Origin of the sequence: Nitrosospira sp. NpAV (genome assembly GCF_000832065.1) — a bacterium.
Lineage (GTDB): Bacteria > Pseudomonadota > Gammaproteobacteria > Burkholderiales > Nitrosomonadaceae > Nitrosospira.
Genome location: NZ_JXQM01000001.1, coordinates 416,422 through 440,182, shown reverse-complemented (window position 1 = coordinate 440,182; position 23,761 = coordinate 416,422). Strand labels below are relative to the sequence as shown.

23 protein-coding genes are annotated in these 23,761 nt (G+C 50.8%); 7 read left to right on the top strand and 16 right to left on the bottom strand.

The window, feature by feature from the left end; genetic code table 11:
- The 3 genes from ppx to rpiA all read right to left on the bottom strand — a co-directional run bounded on the left by ppx (position 1) and on the right by rpiA (position 3,028).
- Positions 1 to 1,545: an exopolyphosphatase gene (gene ppx, locus SQ11_RS01880; RefSeq protein WP_052493925.1), complete on the bottom strand. Its 1,545-nt coding sequence runs from the start codon at positions 1,543 to 1,545 to the stop codon at positions 1 to 3.
- Positions 1,546 to 1,577: 32 nt separating this feature from the next.
- On the bottom strand, positions 1,578 to 2,285 hold the full coding sequence (gene phoU, locus SQ11_RS01875; RefSeq protein ID WP_041512516.1) for a phosphate signaling complex protein PhoU: 708 nt from the start codon (positions 2,283 to 2,285) through the stop codon (positions 1,578 to 1,580).
- An 83-nt stretch (positions 2,286 to 2,368) separates the two neighbouring features.
- Positions 2,369 to 3,028, bottom strand: coding sequence for a ribose-5-phosphate isomerase RpiA (gene rpiA / locus SQ11_RS01870; RefSeq protein WP_198140772.1), 660 nt, complete (start codon positions 3,026 to 3,028; stop codon positions 2,369 to 2,371).
- Positions 3,029 to 3,329: 301 nt separating this feature from the next.
- Here rpiA and ilvA point away from each other — a divergent pair, with 301 nt between their 5' ends.
- The 3 genes from ilvA to SQ11_RS01860 all read left to right on the top strand — a co-directional run bounded on the left by ilvA (position 3,330) and on the right by SQ11_RS01860 (position 6,862).
- Positions 3,330 to 4,841 (top strand): threonine ammonia-lyase, biosynthetic, encoded by a 1,512-nt coding sequence (gene ilvA, locus SQ11_RS01865; RefSeq protein ID WP_041512382.1) that lies wholly within the window; start codon positions 3,330 to 3,332, stop codon positions 4,839 to 4,841.
- Positions 4,842 to 5,111: 270 nt separating this feature from the next.
- A complete protein-coding gene (locus tag SQ11_RS17130; RefSeq protein WP_232297856.1) occupies positions 5,112 to 5,420 on the top strand; it encodes a porin in 309 nt (102 codons plus the stop codon).
- A gap of 113 nt (positions 5,421 to 5,533) precedes the next feature.
- Positions 5,534 to 6,862 carry a porin gene (locus tag SQ11_RS01860; protein ID WP_041512381.1) on the top strand — a complete coding sequence of 443 codons (1,329 nt, stop codon included), beginning with the start codon at positions 5,534 to 5,536 and terminating at the stop codon, positions 6,860 to 6,862.
- Positions 6,863 to 6,922: 60 nt separating this feature from the next.
- On the opposite strand, the gene SQ11_RS18070 is transcribed toward SQ11_RS01860, so the two are convergent.
- The gene (locus tag SQ11_RS18070; RefSeq protein WP_269746020.1) at positions 6,923 to 7,054 is read right to left on the bottom strand and encodes a hypothetical protein; all 132 of its coding nucleotides are present in this window, start codon (positions 7,052 to 7,054) and stop codon (positions 6,923 to 6,925) included.
- A gap of 201 nt (positions 7,055 to 7,255) precedes the next feature.
- Between SQ11_RS18070 and SQ11_RS01855 the strand changes: the two genes are divergently transcribed.
- The gene (locus SQ11_RS01855; RefSeq protein ID WP_232297855.1) at positions 7,256 to 7,888 is read left to right on the top strand and encodes a metalloregulator ArsR/SmtB family transcription factor; all 633 of its coding nucleotides are present in this window, start codon (positions 7,256 to 7,258) and stop codon (positions 7,886 to 7,888) included.
- 747 nt (positions 7,889 to 8,635) lie between these two features.
- Positions 8,636 to 10,066, top strand: coding sequence for a porin (locus tag SQ11_RS01850; RefSeq protein ID WP_041512380.1), 1,431 nt, complete (start codon positions 8,636 to 8,638; stop codon positions 10,064 to 10,066).
- 93 nt (positions 10,067 to 10,159) lie between these two features.
- Here SQ11_RS01850 and SQ11_RS01845 read toward each other — a convergent pair whose 3' ends face one another.
- From SQ11_RS01845 to hfq, 8 genes are all read right to left on the bottom strand, one after another.
- Positions 10,160 to 10,588 (bottom strand): GNAT family N-acetyltransferase, encoded by a 429-nt coding sequence (locus SQ11_RS01845; protein WP_041512379.1) that lies wholly within the window; start codon positions 10,586 to 10,588, stop codon positions 10,160 to 10,162.
- A 170-nt stretch (positions 10,589 to 10,758) separates the two neighbouring features.
- Positions 10,759 to 12,066 carry an adenylosuccinate synthase gene (locus SQ11_RS01840; protein WP_041512378.1) on the bottom strand — a complete coding sequence of 436 codons (1,308 nt, stop codon included), beginning with the start codon at positions 12,064 to 12,066 and terminating at the stop codon, positions 10,759 to 10,761.
- A gap of 100 nt (positions 12,067 to 12,166) precedes the next feature.
- On the bottom strand, positions 12,167 to 13,336 hold the full coding sequence (locus tag SQ11_RS01835; protein ID WP_041512377.1) for an ATP phosphoribosyltransferase regulatory subunit: 1,170 nt from the start codon (positions 13,334 to 13,336) through the stop codon (positions 12,167 to 12,169).
- A 215-nt stretch (positions 13,337 to 13,551) separates the two neighbouring features.
- Positions 13,552 to 13,737, bottom strand: coding sequence for a DUF2065 domain-containing protein (locus tag SQ11_RS01830; RefSeq protein ID WP_041512376.1), 186 nt, complete (start codon positions 13,735 to 13,737; stop codon positions 13,552 to 13,554).
- A 188-nt stretch (positions 13,738 to 13,925) separates the two neighbouring features.
- Entirely contained in the window at positions 13,926 to 14,804 is an 879-nt protein-coding gene (gene hflC, locus SQ11_RS01825) for a protease modulator HflC (RefSeq protein ID WP_198140771.1), read from the bottom strand.
- Positions 14,805 to 15,998: an FtsH protease activity modulator HflK gene (gene hflK, locus SQ11_RS01820; RefSeq protein WP_041512375.1), complete on the bottom strand. Its 1,194-nt coding sequence runs from the start codon at positions 15,996 to 15,998 to the stop codon at positions 14,805 to 14,807.
- 123 nt (positions 15,999 to 16,121) lie between these two features.
- The gene (hflX, locus tag SQ11_RS01815; RefSeq protein WP_041512374.1) at positions 16,122 to 17,294 is read right to left on the bottom strand and encodes a GTPase HflX; all 1,173 of its coding nucleotides are present in this window, start codon (positions 17,292 to 17,294) and stop codon (positions 16,122 to 16,124) included.
- Positions 17,287 to 17,532, bottom strand: a complete 246-nt coding sequence (hfq, locus tag SQ11_RS01810) for an RNA chaperone Hfq (RefSeq protein ID WP_041512373.1) — start codon at positions 17,530 to 17,532, stop codon at positions 17,287 to 17,289. Before hfq ends, hflX begins: the two co-directional genes overlap by 8 nt.
- A 125-nt stretch (positions 17,533 to 17,657) precedes the next feature.
- Between hfq and SQ11_RS17125 the strand changes: the two genes are divergently transcribed.
- Positions 17,658 to 17,804: a hypothetical protein gene (locus tag SQ11_RS17125; RefSeq protein WP_156972383.1), complete on the top strand. Its 147-nt coding sequence runs from the start codon at positions 17,658 to 17,660 to the stop codon at positions 17,802 to 17,804.
- Between the two features lie 83 nt (positions 17,805 to 17,887).
- On the opposite strand, the gene SQ11_RS01805 is transcribed toward SQ11_RS17125, so the two are convergent.
- Together SQ11_RS01805 and SQ11_RS01800 are read right to left on the bottom strand one after the other, a co-directional pair.
- The gene (locus SQ11_RS01805) at positions 17,888 to 18,886 is read right to left on the bottom strand and encodes a cytochrome-c peroxidase (protein WP_041512372.1); all 999 of its coding nucleotides are present in this window, start codon (positions 18,884 to 18,886) and stop codon (positions 17,888 to 17,890) included.
- Positions 18,887 to 19,237: 351 nt separating this feature from the next.
- Positions 19,238 to 19,801: an RNA pyrophosphohydrolase gene (locus SQ11_RS01800; protein WP_041512371.1), complete on the bottom strand. Its 564-nt coding sequence runs from the start codon at positions 19,799 to 19,801 to the stop codon at positions 19,238 to 19,240.
- 376 nt (positions 19,802 to 20,177) lie between these two features.
- On the opposite strand from SQ11_RS01800, the gene SQ11_RS01795 reads away from it, so the two are divergent.
- Positions 20,178 to 21,884: a proline--tRNA ligase gene (locus SQ11_RS01795; protein WP_041512370.1), complete on the top strand. Its 1,707-nt coding sequence runs from the start codon at positions 20,178 to 20,180 to the stop codon at positions 21,882 to 21,884.
- 77 nt (positions 21,885 to 21,961) lie between these two features.
- Here the strand turns inward: SQ11_RS01795 and SQ11_RS01790 are convergent, their stop codons facing one another.
- Positions 21,962 to 22,471 (bottom strand): TlpA disulfide reductase family protein, encoded by a 510-nt coding sequence (locus SQ11_RS01790; protein ID WP_232297854.1) that lies wholly within the window; start codon positions 22,469 to 22,471, stop codon positions 21,962 to 21,964.
- 3 nt (positions 22,472 to 22,474) lie between these two features.
- The gene (locus SQ11_RS01785) at positions 22,475 to 23,755 is read right to left on the bottom strand and encodes a YihY family inner membrane protein (protein ID WP_041512369.1); all 1,281 of its coding nucleotides are present in this window, start codon (positions 23,753 to 23,755) and stop codon (positions 22,475 to 22,477) included.
- Positions 23,756 to 23,761 lie beyond the last annotated feature (6 nt).

Genomic DNA, 23,761 nt, shown 5'->3' with positions numbered 1-23,761 from the left:
TTATACACCGGTTGTACTTCTGGCTGTTTTGCAACTTATGTTTTCTTCCAGCCCCCCTTTGATACGAAAATTGAAACCAAGAGTGGCCCATTCCTCGATTTCAGCGGACAGCGCGGTATCGGTCAGCGGGTTGCGTTGCAACCATCCCGGTTCGATAATCAGTTCGAATTCTGTATTGTCCAGACGCACTTCGAGCTGAGGCAACTTAATATCGCTGCGGCTGCGGTGAAACAATGTCGCCAGACGCAGCGCAAATAGCAGCGCAAAATCCAGCGGTTCGATAACAGCCCCTCGCGCTTTACCGATAAGTCCCCGATGAGCAAGTGTAAGCATACTCAGTCGCTCTTGTTCCATTTTTGAGAACCCCGGCATGTCGGCATTACCGAGAATATATGCCGAATGCTTGTGATAGCCGGAATGGGCCACTGAAATACCGACTTCATGCAGCCGTGCTGCCCATGACAGGCTTTGCAGCATTTCTTCGATCTCATCAGGGAAATCCGCCAGCAATTGTTTTCCCAGCAGCAGCGCCGACGACTCCACTCGCCTCGCCTGAGCTGAATCTACCCGGTAGCGTTGCATGAATTGTCTTACTGTCACTTCCCGCATATCCTGATTATGGAAACGTCCCAGCAGATCATAGAGCACGCCTTGGCGCAATGCTCCCATAGCCTGTGACATGCGGTGGATGCCCAACTCGGAGAACGCGGCGGACATGATGGCGAAGCCGCCAGGGATGACAGGTGCCCGATCAGCACGCAGGCCGGCAATTTCCAGTTTTTTAGTATCGCCAGCCTTGAGGAGATAGTCGCGAAAACTGTCCAATCCTTCCAGAGTGATATCCCCATCGCTAGCGCCATTATCAAGATTGTTCAGCTCTATTATGTCACCCAGCGCGCGCGCAGTGCCGGACGAGCCGAATGCCTCCTGCCAATGGGTACTGGAGAATCCCGTGGCGATAGCCTGTACTTCGCTCCGCGCCGCGAGCTCGGCCCGCTTCATCGCGCCCTTGGTGATCTTACCATCCGGGAAAAAAAGCAGGCTGTAACTGACGCAGCCCATATAGAGACTCTCCAGCTTGACGGGTTTCAGACGTTTGCCGATGATAAATTCGGTAGAACCTCCGCCGATGTCCATAACCAGACGATCATTGGTGGACGATGGCAGACTATGTGCGACACCCAAGTAGATCAGCCGCGCTTCCTCCCGCCCCGCGATAACTTCGATGGGGAATCCGATGGCGGCCTCCGCTTTTTTTAAAAATGCCGGCGCATTCTTCGCGACTCTTAGCGTGTTTGTTGCGACTGCTCGAACGGAGTGTGGGGGGAAACCGCGCAGACGCTCACCAAAACGTTTCAGGCACTCCAATGCGCGTGCCTGGGAATCCTCGTCCAATCGCTTATCGGCAGTGAGGCCGGCGGCGAGCCGCACCATTTCGCGCAAGCTGTCCAAGGGATAAATCTGTTTTCCCACCACCCGCGCTACCTGCAAACGAAAGCTGTTAGAGCCGAGGTCTACTGCCGCGAGAGTGGAATATTCGAGCATAGTTTTCCGATTCCAAACGTTGCTAGACAGCTTTATTCTCTGACTTCGCGTTCAATCTCTTCAACTGTCACATGCCGCACATCCTTGCCCTTAACCATATAGATCACATATTCCGCCATATTTTTGGCGTGATCGCCAATACGTTCGATTGCTTTCGCTACAAACAGGATTTCCAGGGCAGTGGAAATTTTGCGCGGATCTTCCATCATAAATGTAATGAGCTGACGCATGATGGAGCGGAATTCCTCATCGACCTGTTCATCCTGACGCACGACACGGGCGGCCGCTGTCAGATCCAGGCGGGCAAAGGCATCCAAGGATTTGTGCAGCATTTCCATCGCGATATTGGCGACGTGTCTGATCTCGACAAACCGCGGCATATGCATGCGATCGGCTGCGTAAATCAGCTTGGCCATGCGCGCAATTTTTTCTGCCTCATCGCCAATGCGTTCCAGATCGGTGATGGTTTTAATGACTGTCATGATCATGCGTAAATCGCCGGCGGCAGGTTGGCGGCGCGCGATGATCTGGCTGCAAATCTCGTCGATCGACACTTCCATCGCATTGACTCGGTGGTCATCGGCAACAATATTCTCGATCAGACTTTCGTTGCCGCTGGTAAGCGCCTCAATAGCTTTTTCGATCTGTTCTTCCACAAATCCGCCCATATGCAACACGCGCGTGCGCACCGCCTCAAGATCGGCATCAAATTGCTTGGATATGTGTTCGCTACTTGCCATTGCATGGCCTTGATTGGTTAGAAAAAACAAAAAATGATACTCGCAAGTTGTGACAGTTTTGTTGCTTTTCGCATTCCATCAGATCAGATAACGATCGTCCGGATGCCGGTATCGGCGCCCAGCAGCAGCACATCTGCGCCGCGGTTTGCGAAAAGACCATTGGTGACAACACCCGTTATCTGATTAAGTGTTGTCTCCAACTCAATGGGATTCAGGATTTGCAAGCCATGCACATCCAGGATTATATTGCCGTTATCCGTGATAAATCCCTCGCGTAACACCGGCCTTCCCCCCAGCCGCGTGATCTCGCGTGCCACATAGCCGCGGGCCATGGGTATCACTTCCACCGGGAGTGGAAATTTGCCGAGCACTTGCACCAGCTTACTCTGGTCCGCAATGCAGATAAATTTTTTCGCCACGGCAGCAACAATTTTCTCACGTGTCAGTGCGCCACCGCCTCCTTTTATCATGGCCAAGTGCTCAGTGATTTCGTCTGTGCCGTCTACGTATACCGGGAGCACATCGATGCTGTTCAGATCGACAACCTCGATGCCATGTGCGCGAAGGCGCTGAGCTGTATCCTCTGAGCTTGCCACCGCACCTTCAATTTTGCGTTTGATATTAGACAATTCATCTATGAAATAATTTGCGGTGGAGCCGGTGCCCACTCCAACCACACAGCCAGCGGGGACATACTGAATAGCAGCTTGCGCGGCCGCACGTTTTTGGTCGTCTTGCGTCATGATGTATTTTGTGAATAAAAATAAATGATTTTTTATCAGGATAATCCTATCCGCCAATTTTAACAATGCAGCGGGATGTCCGGGTGGGCTGTCCAACTTAAAGCAGATCATCCGCAAAGCGTCTCGTCGGGTCTATTTCATGGATTTTCTCAGTCAATGGAACAACTATTGATTTTCAAAACCGTCAGAACTTGTCCCGGCCAATCACTTTTCAGAGACGATTCTTCAAGTTCAACAAGCTGCTAGGCAACCTCCGGCATGCTAAAATCCGCAATTTCCGACTTTGCGAGCATACGCAGCGATGAAAAACGATTATCTCGAAAGAATTCTCACCGCTCAGGTTTATGATGTGGCGGAAGAGACCCCATTGGAGCTGGCATCCAATCTGTCTGCGCGCATTCACAACCAACTATTCTTGAAGCGCGAGGATATGCAGCCGGTGTTTTCATTCAAAGTGCGCGGGGCCTACAATAAAATGGTCAAGCTTTCTCCTGCGATGCTCAAGCGTGGTGTGGTGACCGCTTCCGCCGGCAACCATGCGCAGGGAGTGGCGCTCGCGGCGCAGCGGCTTCATTGCCGGGCAACCATTGTGATGCCTGTTACCACACCGCAAATCAAAATGCAGGCAGTAGAGGCGCGTGGAGCGACCGTGATTACCCATGGCGACTCCTACGATGAGGCCTATGCTCACGCATTGAAGTTTGCAACAGAGAAACGCGTGACTTTTGTGCATCCCTATGATGATCCCGATGTAATCGCGGGGCAAGGCACCGTTGGAATGGAGATTCTGCGTCAGCGGACCGGTCCTATTCACGCCATATTTGCACCGATAGGCGGCGGCGGCCTTATTTCCGGCATTGCCGCCTATGTGAAAAGACTGTATCCGGAAATCAAGATTATCGGCGTCGAACCTGTGGACGCGAATACGATGTATCAGTCGTTGCGTGCGGGGCGCCGAATCAAGCTTGCGCAGGTGGGGCTGTTCGCGGATGGTGTGGCGGTGAAGCAAGTGGGGGTGGAACCTTTCCGTTTGTGCCGTGAATTGCTGGACGAAGTCCTCCTGGTGGATACGGATACCCTCTGCGCCGCGATCAAGGATGTGTTCGAAGACACTCGTACCATCCTGGAGCCTTCGGGGGCACTCTCGATCGCTGGCGCGAAACTTTATGCGAAGCGAGAAAATATTCGCGATAAAAATCTGATCGCGATCGCTTCCGGCGCGAACATGAATTTTGACCGGCTGCGTCATATTTCCGAGCGAGCCGAATTGGGGGAGCAGCGGGAAGCGGTGATGGCGGTTACCATCCCCGAACAGCCTGGCAGCTTCAGGAAATTTTGCGCCATGCTGGGAACGAAGAGTATTACGGAATTCAACTATCGTTACGCCGATCCAAAAGAAGCCCACGTATTTGTCGGAGTGTCGGTACGCAATCGCGAAGAAGCGTCAAAGCTGATCATGAATCTGGAAAGGAGCGGCCTGCGCACCATGGATTTAACAGACAATGAAATGGCAAAGCTACATATACGACACTTGGTGGGAGGGCGCGCCCATGAAGTAAAAAATGAGCTTCTCTATCGTTTTGAGTTTCCCGATCGTCCCGGGGGGCTGATGAAGTTTCTGAACAGCATGAGTCATCACTGGAACATCAGCCTGTTCCATTATCGCAATCATGGTGCCGACTACGGCCGAGTGCTGGTGGGAATCGAGGTACCCCCTGAAGAAAAGGCCCAGTTCAAGGCATTTCTCAAGCAGATGGACAATCATTACTGGGACGAGAGCAACAATCCTGCATATAAATTGTTTCTAGCGTAGGAATGAGGCCGGCACATGGCTGCTGCTGTCTCTTGGAATAGAACGACCATCCGCGTTGTGACTTGCCCCTAATCCTGGAAATCGCCCACTTCACATCCAACTGCCGGATCTTAGGCTGAGAAGAGACAATCATATAAATGGACCGCACGCCAGAATATGGAAACCAGACGATATTTACGGCAGCCGGCTTCCTGCTATCGACTGTCTTGAGCTTGGATAATGTGCATGCCAACAGCTTAAAGAATCTGTGGAAAGATAGCGGAATGGAGTTTGGCGACTGGAAGCGGCATCCCATTTATCGGTGCACCGGCTGATTATTACGCGGTCACGCTGGATATGAACTGGAAGCCTGCGAGAAGACTAAAAATTGACTGGAAATCAATGGTGAAATTGAATATTCATCCAGACATCCGTTATGACAGAGCACAGGGTATTGATGTAGCATTCCGTCCTTTTTGTGGAAGGAAGGATCCGTTCTTGTTTCCGCTGGATGCTACGTTCCTTTTTTATTTCGGTATTTCAGGGTCAGGATGTGTGTTGCCGGCTAAACGGCAATTTATGAAGTCAGCTTTTTTATGATCGAGAGAAGCGGCGGTGGATTGACGGCGCGTAATACCATACCTGAGAGCCTCTAACGATTTTCTATTTTCTTACTAAGATCTTTATGTCCAGGGAACTAAGGAAATTCAAAAATGAAACGTCTGCCCAAATGCAGAAGCTGGATAACATTTGCCGTAGTAGGCAGCCTATTGTCAATCGCCATGGCCTCAAGCAGCGCTTATGCCAATAATGTAGTAAATTTCTTTAGAGATAGCGGTATAAAGGTGGGCGGGTGGATTAATGCCGGAGCGACCTTCAATCCAAATTTTCCGGGCAATGGCTACAATGGCCCCGTTACTTTCGCTGACCGGGCGAATCGTTTTCAGCTGAATCAGTTTAATATATTCATACAGCGTACCATATTGACGGAAGGCAAATCATTCGATATCGGTGGCCGCTTTGATTTCATGTTTGGCACAGATGCTATTTATACCCAGGCATTTGGTATCCCTCCTTTTGATGTAAATTCGGGGCAGCCGTTGAACAGAGGAAATTGGGATCTGGATCTATGCTGTTCTTCGACTCGTACCTATGGTATCGCGCTCCCCCAGGCTTATGTGGAAGCCTACATTCCAGTTGGGAATGGGCTGACCGTCAAAGCAGGCCATTTTTATTCGCCTACCGGGTACGAGACTGTACCCGCTCCTGACAATTTTTTCTATACTCACGCCTATACTTTTAATAATGGCGAGCCATTTACCCATGTCGGGCTGTTGGGTAACTACCCCGTCAATAAGAATTGGTCGCTTATGGGTGGCGCAACTACCGGCAGCGCTACCGGTGGATGGGATGGAAACTTTAATAAGCAACTGGGTAACTGGGGTGGATTGGGCGGGATTACCTGGACCAGCGATGACATGAGAAGCTCGATTAATGTGACGGGTACATACAGTGAGACTTCCACGCGAAGCAATCAGCCTTGGGGTATGTACAGTGTTGTGTTGCAGCACAGGATTACGACCAAAACACACTTTGTTTTGCATCACACGCATGGTTATGCGGGTGGCGTTTTGTTGAACGGTGCGCCTAAAAACACTGAATGGTATGGTATCAATACGCATTTGTATTATGACCTTCTGAACGACCTGTCCATAGGAATCCGTGGAGAGTGGTTTCATGACAGGGATGGTTTTCGTGTTTTCTCGCCATTCCGGGTGCTCGCCGCCACCAATAATGCGGGATTCAGTTTTGCAGGTGCTTTTGCACCTACTGCTGTGCCTGCTAATTATTATGCGGTCACTCTGGGCATGAATTGGAAACCGGCAAAAAGACTTAAAGTTGACTGGAAGCCGATGCAAAAGCTGAATATCCGTCCCAATATTCGTTATGACAGGGCAGATGGCATCGATCAGTCCTATCGACCTTTTGATAACAGAAAGGATCAATTCCTGTTCTCCCTGGATGCAACCATTCCTTTCTGATTCCGCTATTTCGGTCAGACGGGCCAGCCGGTTACGTATAACTAAATCCGCGTCGTCTGTTTATTCTTCACGCGCGGCGTGTTTAGGCTGCACTGCTTCCAGTGCCATTTGCCGGTGAGCGGCGGCTTCCTTTATATTAGCTTCCACGGTCCCTTCATATTTGCGCGCCAGAGCCCAAGTATGTGATTTCATATTCTCAGCTTGCCGACCAGATAACGGTGCCCGTCCTTTAAACAATCGAAGTGTGTGACGTCAAGCAAACTATAATGGGCTAATAACACTTTGTCAATTCATATATGTTATAAGTCTTTCTAAATTCTATTAGATTGATATTTATGTTGTATTATGCTATCAATGAGCTTTAATTATTTTTAAAAGCGCAAGACGACAGGCATGATGGGTGAACGACAGAAACAATTACTTAAATTGCTGCGCGGTAGCAAGCCGGGTTTGAGCGTGGAGGAGCTTTCGAAAGGGCTTGAGATTACGCGGAATGCGGTGCGGCAGCATCTTTCTTCCCTGGAAGCGGCGGGATTGGTGGCGATCGGTACGACGCGACCTTCCGGGGGAGGGCGACCGCAGCAGCTTTATGTTCTGACCGAGCTTGGCAAGGAGATGTCTCCACGTCAATATTCCTGGCTTGCACAGTTGGTGGTGGCATCGGTTCGGCGTGAAGAAGGGGTCGAAGACATGGGTAAGCGCATGAATGAGATCGGCGCGAATGTGGCTCAGCAGATACGCAGTCAGTATCCTCATCTGAGCACGCACCAAGAGAAGGTGGAGAAGCTTACCGAGGTAATGGACCAGCTTGGATATAATGCGAGGAATGCGACGGTCTCGGGAGGTGAGGCGGTAATCGAAGCCGATAATTGTGTATTTCACACCATGGCTAAAAAGGATCTCGAGATTTGCCACCTGGATAGAGGCCTGATGGAGACTTTTACCGACAGCAAGGTTGAGCAGCATGAATGCATGGCGCGTGGGGGCGACGTGTGTCGGTTCAAGCTTACCTCCAACGTAGAATAATTCGTTTGAATTAGCTTCCTTTTCCCAAAGTGCGATTTTTTCATCACGTGGAATTTCGCGCGGCCGCAGGCGATCTAGGACGGTTCCCTAGCAGTTCCCGATAGAATAATCATCGGCCTTAAAATCCTCGAATCTGTCATTTTCCTCAGTTATTTTTCGTTTCCGTTCTTTAAAGTTCGGCATATTGCTAGAATTGGGCCTGAATCCGGTAGTTTACCGCGCTCAGCAATTTCAGCGTCTGATCCAAAACGACTTTTGTGTGTCATTTAACTGATATCTTTGCTAAATTGACTACGGTGGACTCTGCGGGCTTCCGTGGCACCACGCTGCGCTGCAACGCCGTACGAGGAGCTCCATTGAAGAATCCGTTTGAAAGGAGGATGATGCGACCATGTTTCGAGGTGTCCGTGCCCCTCCGGGGTTCACATGTGATGGCGGAACGTGATCGAATTGAAAGTCGATTATAAAGATGTCATGATGATACCCTCTGCCATTTTGCTGAGAATAATAAACCCTGGAGAAGGGTGTTAATGCAATTACAGCATCCTAGTTCAGATAAACACGACGATAATCATGGACAGATCCGGGGCCTCTCCCAAGCGCATGTTGATTTTTATTTTCGTTGTTGTAAATCACGCAACTTCACAAATAATTAACAATTAGATCACAATAAGTTCACATATATCGTGTTACGTTTCGAAAAACAATACCTATTCTAACTGTAGTGTTTCTACGGGGGGATCCACCATGACATGCCTGCCAGAACGCAGAGTCCAAATGCGGGTTGCCTTTATAGGTAGCTTGCTAGCAGCGGCCATGCATCTGACTGAAGCTCACGCTGAACCAACAGCGTATACAGCGTCCAATATTGCTGCCAATAACACTGCTGCAGCTAATCTTGCGACCAGCCCTCCCGCGGATGCGTCATCCAATTCTGTAGTGGATTTCTTTAAAAAAAGTGGCATAAGGGTGGGCGGATGGATCAATGGTGGAGCAACCTTCAATCCGAGTCACATCGACGGATTCAATGGCCCAGTCACTTTTGGTGACCAGGCCAATCGATTTCAGTTGAATCAGTTTAATGTATTTCTAGAACGTGCTGTCGTGGCACAAGGCAGCAAGTGGGATTTCGGGGGACGTTTCGATGTCCTGTTTGGAACGGATGCCATTTTTTCGCAGGCATATGGCGTTCCCGCATTCGATGTGAATTCCGGACAACCTCTGGCCAGAAGCAATTGGGATCTTGATTTATGCTGTGCCTCGACGCGTTACTATGGGATCGCGATCCCACAGGCTTATGCGGAAGTTTATGTGCCAGTCGGCAATGGCCTGAATGTCAAGGTCGGTCATTTCTACACGCCAATCGGTTATGAGTCGGTTCCGGCACCCAACAATTTCTTCTATTCTCATGCCTACACCATGCAGTATGGCGAACCCTTTACTCATACCGGTGCGTTGGGTAATTATTATATCAACAAGAACTGGATGCTTATGGGTGGTACGACCACCGGCAGCGCTACCGGTGGGTGGGATGGCGGTTTTGATAAACAGTTGGGGAACTGGGGCGGCCTGGCTGGTATCACCTGGACCAGCGATGATCTGGGAAGCTCTGCCAATATCAGTGGAAGTTACGCTCAGACTTCCACAAGAAGTAACGAGCCGTGGGGGATGTACAGCATTGTGCTGAAGCACCGCATTACACCTAATACAAATTTCGTTTTGCAACACGACCATGGTTATGCCGGAGGAGTTCTAGTGAACGGTGTGGTCCAGAATGCCGAGTGGTATGGCATCAACACGCACACGTACTATGACATCACCCCTGAGCTGGCGATCGGCGTCCGTGCCGAGTGGTTTCGCGATAGAGATGGCTTTCGTGTCTTTTCCCCCGGCCGTGTAGCTGCCGCCACCAATAACCGGGGGCTAAGTTATGCGCTGGGATCGAACCAGTTTGGCAACTCCACCAGTGCGCCGGCCGATTATTACGCGGTTACCGTGGGCATGAACTGGAAGGCAGCAAGGACGCTGAAGATGGATTGGAAAGCGATGAAACAATTTAACGTTCGCCCCAACGTCCGCTATGATGCTGCAGATGGCTTGCATAACGTAGACTACCGGCCCTTCGGCGGACATAAGGACCAGGTCGTGTTATCGCTCGATTTCATGTTGCCGTTCTGATACCAAGATTTAGTTGCGTATCGATCCGAATAGCAGCTTCGGCAAAAGCAGTAAACGGTACTTCTCATGGGATGCTTCTATTCAACTATCAAACTAGGATAACCATAAACTCATTCTTATGTGGGGGATTCCCGCATCCATGAACTTTTCCCCTGTGATCTGAAAACCGAATTTGACATAAAACCCAGAGGCGTGTAATTGCGCACTCAGAGTTACCTGTTGCATTTGCTTTTTCTTTGCTTCTTCCAGCACCCGTAGCAATAGGGCGCTACCCACGCCTTTACCTCGCCACTCCCTCAGCACCGCCATGCGTCCAATAACACCGTTCGGCAATAGCCGAGCCGTGGCAATAGCGTTCTGTGCTGCATCCACTGCAAGCAAATGCAGCCCATTCATGTCGAACTCATCCCATTCGAGTTCCACAGGAACACATTGTTCGCGAACAAACACCGTTTCCCGCACGCTACGCAATGCCAGGCCATCATCTTGCCAACTTGCTATGCGTATCGTGTAGACGTTCATCCGGGTCCATAAACGGATCTAAAAGGCAGTCGCTTGCCGGGGCAATACGCTATGATCGATAGGACAAATGCGCCCGCGCGGCGCTGGAGCCGCACCACTTCCCATCGTTGCGCTTCATTTCCCTCCAAAAACCGCTCACAGCTTCACCCCATCCAACTATCGTATTCAGGTTATTCAAATGGATGGCGAAGCACGATCGTTTCTTCCCGGTCCGGCCCAGTTGATATCATATCTATCGGAACTTCGCACACTTCTTCCATGCGTCTCAGGTAATTCTGCGCCGCTTTGGGGAGCTGTTCAGAATTCTTAATCCCTACTGTGCTGTCCCCCCACCCTGGCATTTCTTCATAAACAGGTTCGCAATAGGCCAACTCGTCGGCACCCACCGGCAGGATGCTACTGAATCTTTCCTCTTCACCATTGCCAATCACTTTGTAACCCACGCAGAGCCTCAGTGTTTCCACACCATCCAGTACGTCCAGTTTAGTAACACACAGGCCGGATACCCCATTAATCTGAATGGAGCGTTTTAACGCGGCGGCATCGAACCAACCGCAACGCCGCGGACGCCCCGTGGTTGCACCAAACTCGTTGCCGCGTTTAGCCAAATGCCTGCCGACATCGTCGTCCAGTTCCGTAGGAAAGGGCCCTGCACCGACCCGTGTAGTGTATGCCTTCGTGATGCCCAATACATAATGCAGCATTTGCGGGCCAATCCCGCTCCCGGTCGTCGCCGCGCCGGCGATGCAATTGCTCGACGTAACAAAAGGGTAGGTGCCGTGATCCACATCAAGCAGTGTTCCCTGCGCGCCTTCGAACAGCAGGTTATTGCCAGCTCTATTGGCTTCAAACAAAAGTCGCGGCACATCCGCCATCATTGGCTTGATGCGTTCTGCCAAGACTAGCGTCTCATCCATGGTTTGCTGAAAATCCACTATTGGCGCCTGAAAATAATTCTTCAGCACGAAGTTATGATAATCCAGCATCTCACCCAGTTTGGCGGCGAAGCGGTCACGGTGAAACAGATCCTGCAAGCGCACCGCGCGCCGCGCCACCTTATCCTCGTAAGCAGGACCGATGCCACGTCCGGTGGTACCGATTTTACCCGTCCCCTTGGCGGTTTCCCGGGCATTATCCAGCGCGACGTGACAAGGGAGAATAAGCGGGCATGCTTCACTTATGAGCAGCCTTCCCTGTACGTCGATCCCTGCTTGCTCCAGCATATTGACTTCGTCCAGCAATGCCTGCGGAGATACGACTACACCGTTGCCGATATAGCAGGCAACATCGCCACGCAATATCCCGGAAGGGATTAAATGCAGTACTGTTCGCTTGCCGGCAATAACCAGCGTGTGTCCAGCATTATGGCCTCCCTGAAAACGAACCACGCCTTGGGCGTGATCTGTAAGCCAGTCCACTATTTTGCCTTTGCCCTCATCGCCCCATTGCGTGCCAATGACGACCACATTTTTTGTCATGTCTAAATTTTCTAAAATAAGCCCGGTGCTGAGTCCGTATGGCGGAAAAATCAGGACTCTCCGAGCAGGTACCTTTCTAACCAGCCTGTTTAAATTGAAATCAGATATCGATTACAATCCACTCTTGATCCTGCAATACCAACTTCCTGTCACAGTTATATGTATTCTGGCCAGGCTCATGTCCAGGCAATTCAACCACGACTATCTGCCCTTCGCAGCGAAGTTGCCCGATTTTTTCTTCCAGTGGTTTATCACCATGGGCATGAGGTGCAAGGACTCCCTTGGGATAAGCATCAGATTGAACCAATCCAGCCAGTTCCCGCAAATCCATACTAAAACCCGTGGCTGGGCGTGCTCTTCCGAATGCCTTGCCGATCTCATCATAGCGCCCGCCCAGCGCAATCGCATTGGGGCAGTTCCCGGTGTAAGCCGCGAACACCATGCCGCTATGATAGTGATAGCCGCGCAAATCTGCCAGATCAAAAGCCACAGTATTCACCATGGACTTCAGTTGCGACGCCACCGTTTCCAGCTCATCCAATGCACATCTGATTTCAGGGTAATCTGGCAGGGATTTACGCGCAAGGGCTAGTATCCTGCTATCGCCATATAGTTCCGGCAACAGCAACAGCGCCTCCCGGGCACGCGCGTGCACACGTGTGCTCAGCCCAGCACAGAGGGCTTTCAATCCACAAATATCTTTGGCTTGCAATACATTGAACAGCTCCGTCTCCAGCTCCACGGGAATCCTTGCACCCCTGACCAAGCCCCGGAAAACGGCAACATGACCGAGATCAAGATGAATACCGTTTATGCCGGCAATTTCCAACGTTTGCAGCATGAGCCGTTGAACTTCCAGATCGCTTTCCAGCCCGGCGTGGCCATATAGTTCCGCCCCGATCTGAAGGGGCTCGCGAGTCCGGGTCAACCCCGACGGAAGGGCATGCAGCACGCTTCCCGCGTAACATAGGCGGGTAATTCCCTTGCGGTTCAGTAAATGTGCATCGATACGCGCAGTCTGGGGAGTCATATCCGCACGCAGACCCATCATACGGCCGCTCAACTGATCCACTACCTTGAACATACGCAAGTCCGTTTCGCCACCACTGCCCGAGAGCAGAGATTCCACATATTCCAATAGCGGCGGACCTACCAGTTCGTAGCCGTGCACCAAGAGCCAGTCGATAATACGCCGTCGCATCATCTCGATACGACGCGCTTCGGCTGGCAGGATATCCTCGACGTATTCGGGAAGGATCCATTTGCGCATGTTAACGATTCAGTATGTCAGAACAGAAGTTTGATAGGACAGAGGGATCTAGCGGTCTAAACCTAAATCGGGTAGCGACCACTCACTTAATAGATTGGTATTACGATTAATAATGTATTTAGTATTATTGACTTTTATTTCCGGGGTGATGCCGCGATAGGGTGAATTGCAAAGTCTCCGCGGCACATGGCAGTGTTGTTCAAGCCGGCAAAGCCTCAATTCACAAAATAAAGCAACAGTAGTCCCGCCAGCATGGAGGTTAAACCGATGAAGCGTATCTGACTGTCACCGGCTTCTATCAGTTTCCTGAATGTCTCACGCCAGACACTGGGCAACAGGAAAGGGAGAAGTCCTTCTATCACCAGCATCAGCGCAAATGCGAGCAACAAAGTGTCCCACATGTCGCCACAATCCTAGTAAACACCTCAATAAATTCACAATGCTATATAGACTTCCTTGCCGTCCCCAGAACAAGCATGCGGCAATAGAATGATAGTATGCGGCATTTTATTGGTTAGCAGGTCTGTCACGAACATCAGGGTAAAACGGCAATGCCACCCCATACCGGAGTTGGGGAATCACACGTATGCTATTTAGGGCTGCGGCCCGAATTCTTTAAATACTTGAAAAATTCGGAATTGGGCTCAAGAACCATCATATCCCCTTTATTCTTGAAACTCTGTCTATACGCTTCCAGGCTACGATAAAAAGCATAGAATTCCGGATTCGGCTGGAAAGCCTCGGCGTAAATTGCAGAAGCCCTGGCATCCCCCGCGCCTTTTACTTCCTGGGCTTGCCGATAAGCTTCCGCAAGGATGACTTCCCGCTGGCGATCGGCATCTGCGCGAATCTTCTCGGACTCGGCCGCGCCGGTCGAACGCAATTCATTCGCGACACGTTTCCGCTCCGCTTCCATGCGACGGTAGACCGACTCGCTGACTTCCTGCGGCAAGTCCACGCGTTTGAGACGTACATCCACAACTTCCACTCCAATCTTACGGGCATCGGCATCCGCTTTCTGCCGCATGATTTCCATAATTTTATCGCGCTCCCCGGAAACGACATCATGTACGGTGCGATTGCCGAATTCGTCGCGCAAACTGGAATTTACCGTTTGTGACAGCCGGGTTTGCGCCAGTATCTCGTCTCCGCGCACACTGACGTAATACTGCTTGACATCGACAATGCGCCACTTCACGAATAAATCTACCAGTACGTTCTTTTTTTCCGACGTTATGAAACGTTCCGGCTCGGCTGTATCCATGGTCAGGATACGCGAATCAAAATAACGTACGTTTTGTGCCAGGGGAATCTTGAAATAAAGACCCGGCGAGGTTTTTACGTCAACTACCTCACCCAGCTGAAACAGGATCGCCTGCTGGCGCTGATCCACAATATAAAGTGATGAACTGGCAAGAAGAAAGAGGGCGATAACGGCACCCAATATCATTGAGGTATAGTTTTTCACTTATCTTGTCTCCCGTTCACGACCGCGAAATGCCTCACGCGTGCGGGCAGCGTCGGGGACTGCTTCCGGCGCTGCTGGGGGCATCACATCGGGCGATAAAGTAGTGGGTGATGAAGGTCCACTCATTTGGATCAGCTTGTCCAGTGGCAGATAAAGCAAATTATTGCCGTTTTTCTGGTCCACCAGTATCTTGCTCGTACTGGAAAGTACCTGCTGCATCATATCCAGATAGAGGCGGTCACGCGTGACGCCAGGTGCCTTGTTATACTCCGCAAGAACCTGTTTAAAGCGGCTGGCATCACCCTCGGAACTCACGATCACCCGTTGCTTATATCCTTCAGACTCCTCCAGCAGGCGTGCGGCGTTACCTTTGGCTTTCGGGATAACATCGTTGGCATAAGCCTGGCCTTCATTTTTCTGCCGCTCTCTATCCTGGCCCGCCTTGACGGCATCGTCGAAAGCCGCTTGCACCTGCTCGGGCGGTTGCGCATTCTGCATGGTTACTTTGCTGATGGCGATCCCTATTTTGTAACGATCGAGAATACCCTGCATCAGTTCGGTCGCCTTCGCCGCCACTTGCTCGCGCCCTTCGTATAGTACGAAGTCCATCTTGCTTTTACCGATAATTTCACGAATGGCGGTTTCAGCCGCCTGTAACACCGCGTTTTCCGGCTCCCGATTGTTAAACAGGAATTCCTCAGGATTTTTAAGGATGTATTGCACGGCAAACTGAATATCAATGATGTTTTCATCGTCAGTCAACATCAGTGATTCCTTCAATACTTTACTTCTCACATTGTTGCGATAACCGATTTCCACCGTGCGAACCTGACTGACGTTAACGGTTTCCACTATTTCAACCGGGTATGGCACATGCCAGCGCAGGCCCGCCTGGGTGGTTTCCACATACTTTCCGAAACGCAGGACCAGACCGCGCTGGCCTTCATTGATAATATAAAAGCCGCTTGCTATCCATAGCAGCAAAAGTAATCCGATCAGCAATCCGATGCTTCCGCCATATCGCCTCGGCGAGCCGCCGCCAGATCCCTCGCCGCCGCCCGACCCGTTACCGGTACCACCTTTGCGTTTAAAAAGATTATTGAGTTTTTTATTAAAATTGCGCCACAATTGATCCAGATCAGGTGGACCGGAATTACCTTTTTTTCTTCCCCACTGAGGATCGTTTAATCCCATGATGATTCCTATTGTTCTGTTTAATATAGATACAACCACCAAACTCGCATTGGTAAAAAAGACCTGACTTCCATCTATCGTGGAAATGCAGACCGGACTGCCTGTGTATACCCAATAGAGTAGTTAAGCCGCGTATCCGCTTATCACGCTTCCGGTTTCTGACAAGTCTTCATGCCGTTGTATAATATGCTCCTGCATTGCTTCCGATAGTGCCAGTTTAATAAACTCCAGTCCTTCACCGGTTTTCGCACTTAATCGAATTTGTGCGATTCTACCACACTCATCGCGCCCATATCCCGCCCCGCCTGCCGATAAATTCATCAGATCTATCTTGTTCAATACCAGTATCTGTGGAACCGAATCGGCACCGATTTCCTTCAATACTTTGTTTACTTCAGCAATTTGTTCATCCCGATTGGAGCTGCCCGCATCCACGACGTGAAGTAACATGTCGGCTTCCACCGTTTCCTCCAGTGTAGCGCGGAATGCGGCTACGAGCGTATGTGGCAAGTCGCGAATGAAGCCTACTGTGTCCGAAATCACGAGTGAACCATGATCCGGGATAAATAGTTTGCGAGTGGTGGCATCAAGGGTGGCGAATAACTGATCGGCGACATAAGTATGCGCACGGGTTAGCTGATTGAATAAGGTGGACTTGCCTGCATTGGTATAGCCGACAATGGAGACCGACATCACTTGGGCGCGTTGCCTGGAACGGCGCTGTAGCTTGCGTTGGCGCTGAAATTTTACGAGTTTCTCCTTAAGCAGTTTAACCCGCTTGCCGAGTAAGCGCCGGTCGGTTTCCAATTGGGTTTCGCCGGGACCACGCAAACCGATACCGCCCTTTTGTCGCTCCAAGTGCGTCCAGCCGCGTACGAGGCGGGTGGAGAGATGCTCAAGTTGCGCCAGTTCCACTTGCAGCTTGCCCTCGTGGCTTTTGGCGCGTTGGGCAAAAATATCTAAAATCAAGCTGGTGCGATCAATTACACGGCACTTAAGGTGCCGCTCCAGATTACGTTGCTGGGCAGGAGAAAGGTCGTGATTGAAAATCACCAATGATGCGCCCGTCTGTTCCAATGCCATCGTAATCTCATCAACCTTGCCGCGCCCCGCGAAAGTGGCGGGATCAGGCCGGGAACGTTTCCCCTTGATTACTGCGCGAATGGTAAGCGCATCACTCGCGGCAAGTTGCCGTAGTTCCTCCAGATTCTCGGCGTAATCGCCGTCGCTAAAATCGAGGCTAACCAGAACGGCGGAGTTAGCTTCGGCTGTGTTGCCCGCGGGAAGATCAAGCATCAGGTATAGCGGGTGCCTCAAATGGAATGGTAACTGCCCTGGCGGGGACAACGGTAGAGATTGCGTGCTTGTACACCATCTGCGTGACGGTGTTTTTCAGCAGCACCACATACTGATCGAAAGAGTCAATATGACCTTGCAGCTTGATACCATTTACCAGATAAATCGATACCGGAATATGCTCCTTTCTCAATGTATTCAGAAACGGGTCTTGTAACAATTGCCCTTTTGCACTCATGGGGGACTCCATATTTTAATTATTCAAAAAGTAACTCTACTTGATTTTCAGGAGTAAATCCATATTCCTGATTGAAAGATAAAACTAAGGGCATTCAATAAATTGGACGGGCGGCGAGCAATAATATGCTTAATGTTGATTCGTCAAAAATTGAATTGATTTATGCTGAAGACAATATAGAAAAATGGTTGCCACTTTTAGGAGCCGCTACGGCAATCACTGCCTGCTGGCTTGCAACTCGAATCGAGAGTATTGAGTTGCCCGCTACTTGAATTTGCCCAAGCTGCACTTCCAGCTTGGGCAAAATTAAAAAAATGCTCATGAACAGCGAGTGCTAGGGTGAGCATCGCAAATTTTAGCCAAACGGCTTTGGTTTTGGTGTTTCATTGGTGGAAGGTGGAAGGATGGGTAGCTTGAACTCGGGTTGCTTCCCGGTCAGCGTCTTTAAGAAAGCCACGATTTTGGCATTTTCTTCCTTGCTGAAGGTGCGGCCCAGCTGTAGCTTGCCCATGGTGTCTACCGCTTCTTCCAGGGTGGCGGCGGCGCCGTCATGAAAATAGGGGTAGGTCAATTCCACGTTTCGCAGGGTCGGAACCTTGAACATGAAGCGGTCGGCGTCCTTGCCGGTTACTGCAAACCGGCCTTCGGCCTTGCTCTTCGTTTTATAGGGCTCATGAACACCAAATTTCTGGAATGAGCCCCCACCTACGGCAGCACCGTTATGGCACCCCGTGCATCCACTCTCTTTGAATAGCTTATAGCCCTCCAATTCTGCTTGGTTCAGGGCTTTTTTATCTCCTTTGAGCCATTTATCGAAACGAGAATCGGGTGTTACCAGCGTCTCTTCGAATGCTGCAATCGCATCGGTTACCATGCCGATATCAATCTTATCGGAGCGAAACAGTTGCTTGAAGCGAGCCCGATAGTCTGGAATGGAGCGCAATACATCCACTGCCAGTTCATGGGTAAATCCCATCTCTCCAGGGTTTGCAATGGGCCCGCCCGCCTGTTCTTTCAAGTCCTTGGCTCGACCGTCCCAGAACTGCGCCAGATTCAGGCTGGAGTTCAACACGGTGGGTGCGCTGATCGGCCCCTCATGCCAATTGTGACCAATTGAGGTTGGCAGATTATCTGTGCCACCCATACTCAGGTTGTGACAAGAGTTACAGGAAATGAATCCAGACTTCGATAGGCGCGGATCGAAAAAGAGCATCTTGCCCAGTTCTACCATGTCTGCATTCTTTGGTTTCGCGGCCTCGATTGGCTGGATGGGTTCATTGGCAGCAAGCGCAGCGGCCGGGGCGGCAATGGCTCCAATGGATAGCAGCGATATGACTAATGTCCGCATTATCATCGGTAATCTCTCCTAAAAACGCGGCTGTAGTGGCGCAGCCGATTACGCCTACAAACTATCCGTCAGGGCGCCTTTTTGGCGGTATGGGCGCCTCTCAAAATTCAATGCTACAGGCAGACTCGTTTATCATAGTGGAGCAAAGAAGGTTAATCCAGTATCCGTTCCGGGATATGAGAAAAATGTTTCTCATTCGGCAATTGAGGAGCAATGAGATAGGGCGGCAAAACGGGGCAAGCAGGCGATCCATGAATGGACGCTCGAAAACTCAGAATTTGGAAGGGACCCATAATTGCCTTAACAGGCTGGAGACAATGTTACACGGTGTGCATATACTAAATTTGTTCATTTTTTTTATTCGCTCTGTTTAGGGGACGCGATCGCAGTCTGTTCCCTGCCGCCGGAATGACCACCGGATCCATCGTAACCGCTACCATCAAAGGGAGTGCGATTGAGCAGGCGAGCCAACTCGGTTAGCGCTTGGCGATAGACCTGGCGTTTGAATTCGACCACGGATTCCAGTTCCACCCAATATTGATTCCAGCGCCAGGCGTCGAATTCCGGACGAACGCTGGTGCGAAGCGACACATCACAATCACGGCCGAGCAGGCGCAAGAGATACCAGATTTGCTTCTGCCCTTTGTAGTTTCCCCGCCAGTCGCGTCTTATCCATTGATCAGGCACTTCATAGCGCAGCCAGTCGCGCGTGCGGCCAATAATCTCGACATGCCGGGGGTGTAGACCTACTTCTTCCGTCAATTCCCGATACATCGCCTGTTCCGGACTCTCACCCGGCTTGATGCCGCCTTGGGGAAATTGCCAAGAATCCTGTTTGATGCGCTTGCCCCAAAAGACCTCGTTCTTGGAGTTCAATAAAATAATACCGACATTGGAGCGATATCCGTTGCGGTCGATCATGCGATTCACCCGTTTGATCCGTCACAAGAGGACAAATTTTTCCATATTTTATCCTAGATTGAAAGCTGTCATGAGATTAATAAACTCCATATTTGGTTAACGCTACTTTTTGAGTCCATCGTGCCTCTTCTCACCCGGTACCATTTCCACCTCAACGGGTTTTAACGCACTACCTTTGGTTATCCACATTGCTTGCTTCCTACCGATCGGGGTGCGCGCAGACTTCGACTTCGGGCTCGCCGCTCAGCTTCCTTCCCGCTGGAATGGTTTGCCGGAACGGATTCCCGCAGCAATCCGCCGATATAACATTCAGGGCAGGCATCATGGTTTTTCAGAGTAGAATTATTGTAATTTCAATTGTTATAACGGAACGCACATGCGGGTATCAGCTTTTTTTATTTCCACCCTTAAGGAGGCGCCCGCCGAAGCCGAGTTGGTGAGCCACAAATTGATGTTGCGGGCGGGGCTTATCAGGCGCCTGGGAAGCGGTCTTTATACTTGGATGCCGCTGGGGTTGAGCGTCCTGCGCAAGGTTGAAAATATCGTGCGAGAGGAAATGGACAAGAGCGGTGCGGTGGAGCTTTTGATGCCTGCCGTACAGCCTGCTGAGTTATGGCAGGAAACCGGACGCTGGGATGTATTCGGTCCACAGATGTTGAAAATCAAGGATAGGCATCAGCGCGATTTCTGTTTTGGTCCCACACATGAAGAAGTCATTACCGACATTGTGCGGCGAGAGATCAAAAGTTATCGCCAATTGCCGTTTACTTTTTATCAGATTCAAACCAAGTTCCGCGATGAGATCCGGCCCCGATTCGGGGTGATGAGGGCGCGCGAATTTATCATGAAAGATGCTTATTCATTCCATGCCGGCATTGCCAGCCTGGAGACGACTTACGGAATAATGCATGATACCTACCACCGGATATTCACCCGCATGGGATTGAGATTTCGTGCGGTCACTGCGGACACCGGGGCGATAGGTGGAAGCGGTTCGCACGAGTTTCATGTTCTGGCGGATTCGGGCGAGGATGCAATCGTTTTTTGCCCGGGTTCGGATTACGCCGCCAATATCGAAATGGCTGAATCGCTGCGGCCGGCACAGTCACGCGACGCGGCTGGCGGCATCATGCGGAAAGTCGAAACGGAAGGTATGAAGACTTGCGAAAAGGTTGCCGCATTCCTCAACCTTCCTGTCGAACAGACTGTAAAAACCCTCGCGGTTATAGCAAGCGGCGGGATGTATTTATTATTGCTGCGTGGTGATCATCATCTTAACGAGACGAAAATTCGCAAAATCCCTTTTCTTGCCGATTTCCGCCTGGCGACCGAGACAGAAATTCTTGCGGAAACCGGTTCTCCCCCGGGCTACATAGGACCTGTCGGCCTAAAGCTTCCGGTTGTCGCGGATTACTCCGTAACGGTAATGAGCAATTTCGTTTGTGGTGCAAACGAAGAAAATTATCACCTCGCTAACGTTAATTTTGGCCGTGATACAAAAGAACCTGACTATACATTGGACATCCGCAACGTGGTTTCCGGAGACCCGTCTCCGGATGGCAAGGGGCGGCTGGAGATCTGCCGCGGCATAGAGGTGGGGCATATTTTCCAGTTACGCACCAAATATTCAGAAGCGATGAAAGCCGCCTATCTTGATGAATCCGGCCTATCGCGGCCGATGGAAATGGGATGTTATGGTATCGGGATCTCGCGTATCGTGGCTGCAGCCATCGAGCAGAGCCATGACGAGCGCGGCATTATTTTCTCGGATGCGATAGCCCCATTTCAGATTGCTATCGTTCCTATCGGACTGAGGAAGAATGCGCCAGTGCGAATCGAGACGGAGAAGCTGTATGCGGAGCTTGTTAATGCCGGCATCGGTGTTCTGCTTGACGATCGTGATGAGCGGCCTGGTGTGATGTTTGCCGATATGGAGTTGATCGGCATCCCTCATCGCATTGTTATCGGTGAACGGGGTTTAAAGGAGGGAAATATTGAGTATCAAGGACGGCGGGATGAGAAGTCTCAGGCTATTCCCTTGCGGGATATTGTTGAGTTTATACAAAAGAAGATTGAGATCTGACTCGCCTCTTCCGATTTTTCCCATTGCTTTTTTCAGACCGTCGCTGCTTGCCCCGAAGCCATCTCTATCCTATGAATTTATTTGCGTTTTCGTTGACTTGTTTCACCAGGGCGGCTGCTCTGAGGATCTGCGGAACTCTCTCGCATGAATTCCTCCAGACTTTCTCGCGAAATTAACCCCACCTTATAGGCTGCCGGCTGACCGGCGGGATCGAATAAATAGGTCGTGGGCAGCATCGATACGGGACCGATTTGAGCGGCAATTTTTCTGTCCCCAAACACGATAGGATAGGAAATCGAGAGCGAGTCGGCGTATTTCAGCACCGTCTGCGGATTTTGGTAGTCCATCGCTATGCCGATTACCACGACGTCCTTGCGGCTCTCATAGAGCGACACGAGATCAGGAATCTCCTTTAAGCAGGGCGGGCACCAAGTGGCCCAGAAATTTATTAAGACCCATTTGCCTTTATAGTCGGAAAGCGTGAGTTTTTTGCCGGTAGAATCCGTGAAGACGAACCCCCTCGCCTCTGCGCCAAGCGGCAGCGACAGGAGCAGGCAGAAGATGACGATGAGCGTGCGCTGCATCATTTTTTACTGAGTGACTCCGGGGGGAGTTACGTTTTGTCCCAGTGGATCATCCGATAGTGTTGTCGGGTGTTCGGAGGGCGTTTCCGCAAAAAGTAGCGACAGCGGCACATTCATTTTCTCATTCAAGTCCGTTGAAATGCTATCGAGCAACCGCTCCAACCTCGCATCACCCGCCACGACGGTATGCATCGCTTCGGGGCGAAATATAAACAGCCGATAAATATCCGAAATCATGATCTTACCGGGATCAATTATCTGAACCCATCCTCCTGTTTTTACCTGCCGAACCAGATCGGCGCGGCTCATCAACTCGAGTATCTGTTCCAATTCTTCAAAACTTAACATGAGTTGCTTGTGAAGGCTAGCATAGGTTTCGACCCTTCCGCTGCCGAGAGCGTTTCCCAGTACCTTCAGTAAACGCAACGCATCAAGAAATCGCCTGCCCTCCACTGCTGGACCACGCCGCCATTCAGTAAAATGCCAACTTGAGAGAGAGGCGGCAATCACCGCGCCCAATAACACCATCAGCCAGGAGAGATAAACCCACAACAAGAAAATCGGGACAGTGGCAAACGCGCCATAAACCGCCTGATAAGTAGGAAAATGAGTAATATAAAATGCGAACCCTTGTTTCATTATCTCGAATCCCACCGCTGCCGCCACACCACCGGCAATTGCATGACGCCATGCAACCCGGCGGTTAGGCACAATGAGATAGGGAATCGAAAAAGCGATACTTGTCAGCAGCAGTGGCGCCAGTTGCAAAAGCGCGACTTTGATGCCGGGAATATCCTGGGTTAATCCCATGGATATTCCGATCAACCAGGAAGTCAGCGACAAACTCGCACCAATCAACAGCGGTCCGATCGTCAGCATGGTCCAGTAGATCAGCAGACGATGGAGGAGCGGACGCAACCGGGTGACGCGCCAGATTGCATTCAGCGCTTTATCAATCGTCAACATCAGGGCAAGTGCCGTCCCCCCCAGGAACGCCGTGCCAATGGCGGTGAGTTGTACCGCATTATCGGCGAATTTCTGCATGTATACGGCAATAACCCGGTTCGCCGCTTCCGGCACCATTGTGGTGAGGATAAATGCCTTTATGTGATCGGAATACTCGGTAAATGCGGGGAATGCGGCTATCACAGACAAGGCGATAGCGATCAACGGAACCAGTGAAAGTAGTGTGGTGAAGGTGAGACTGGCTGCAACTTCGGTGCAGTTATGCTGAGTGAAGCGAACAAAAACATAACGTATGAAATCCAGGAATCTCAAGGATTTCATGAGTGG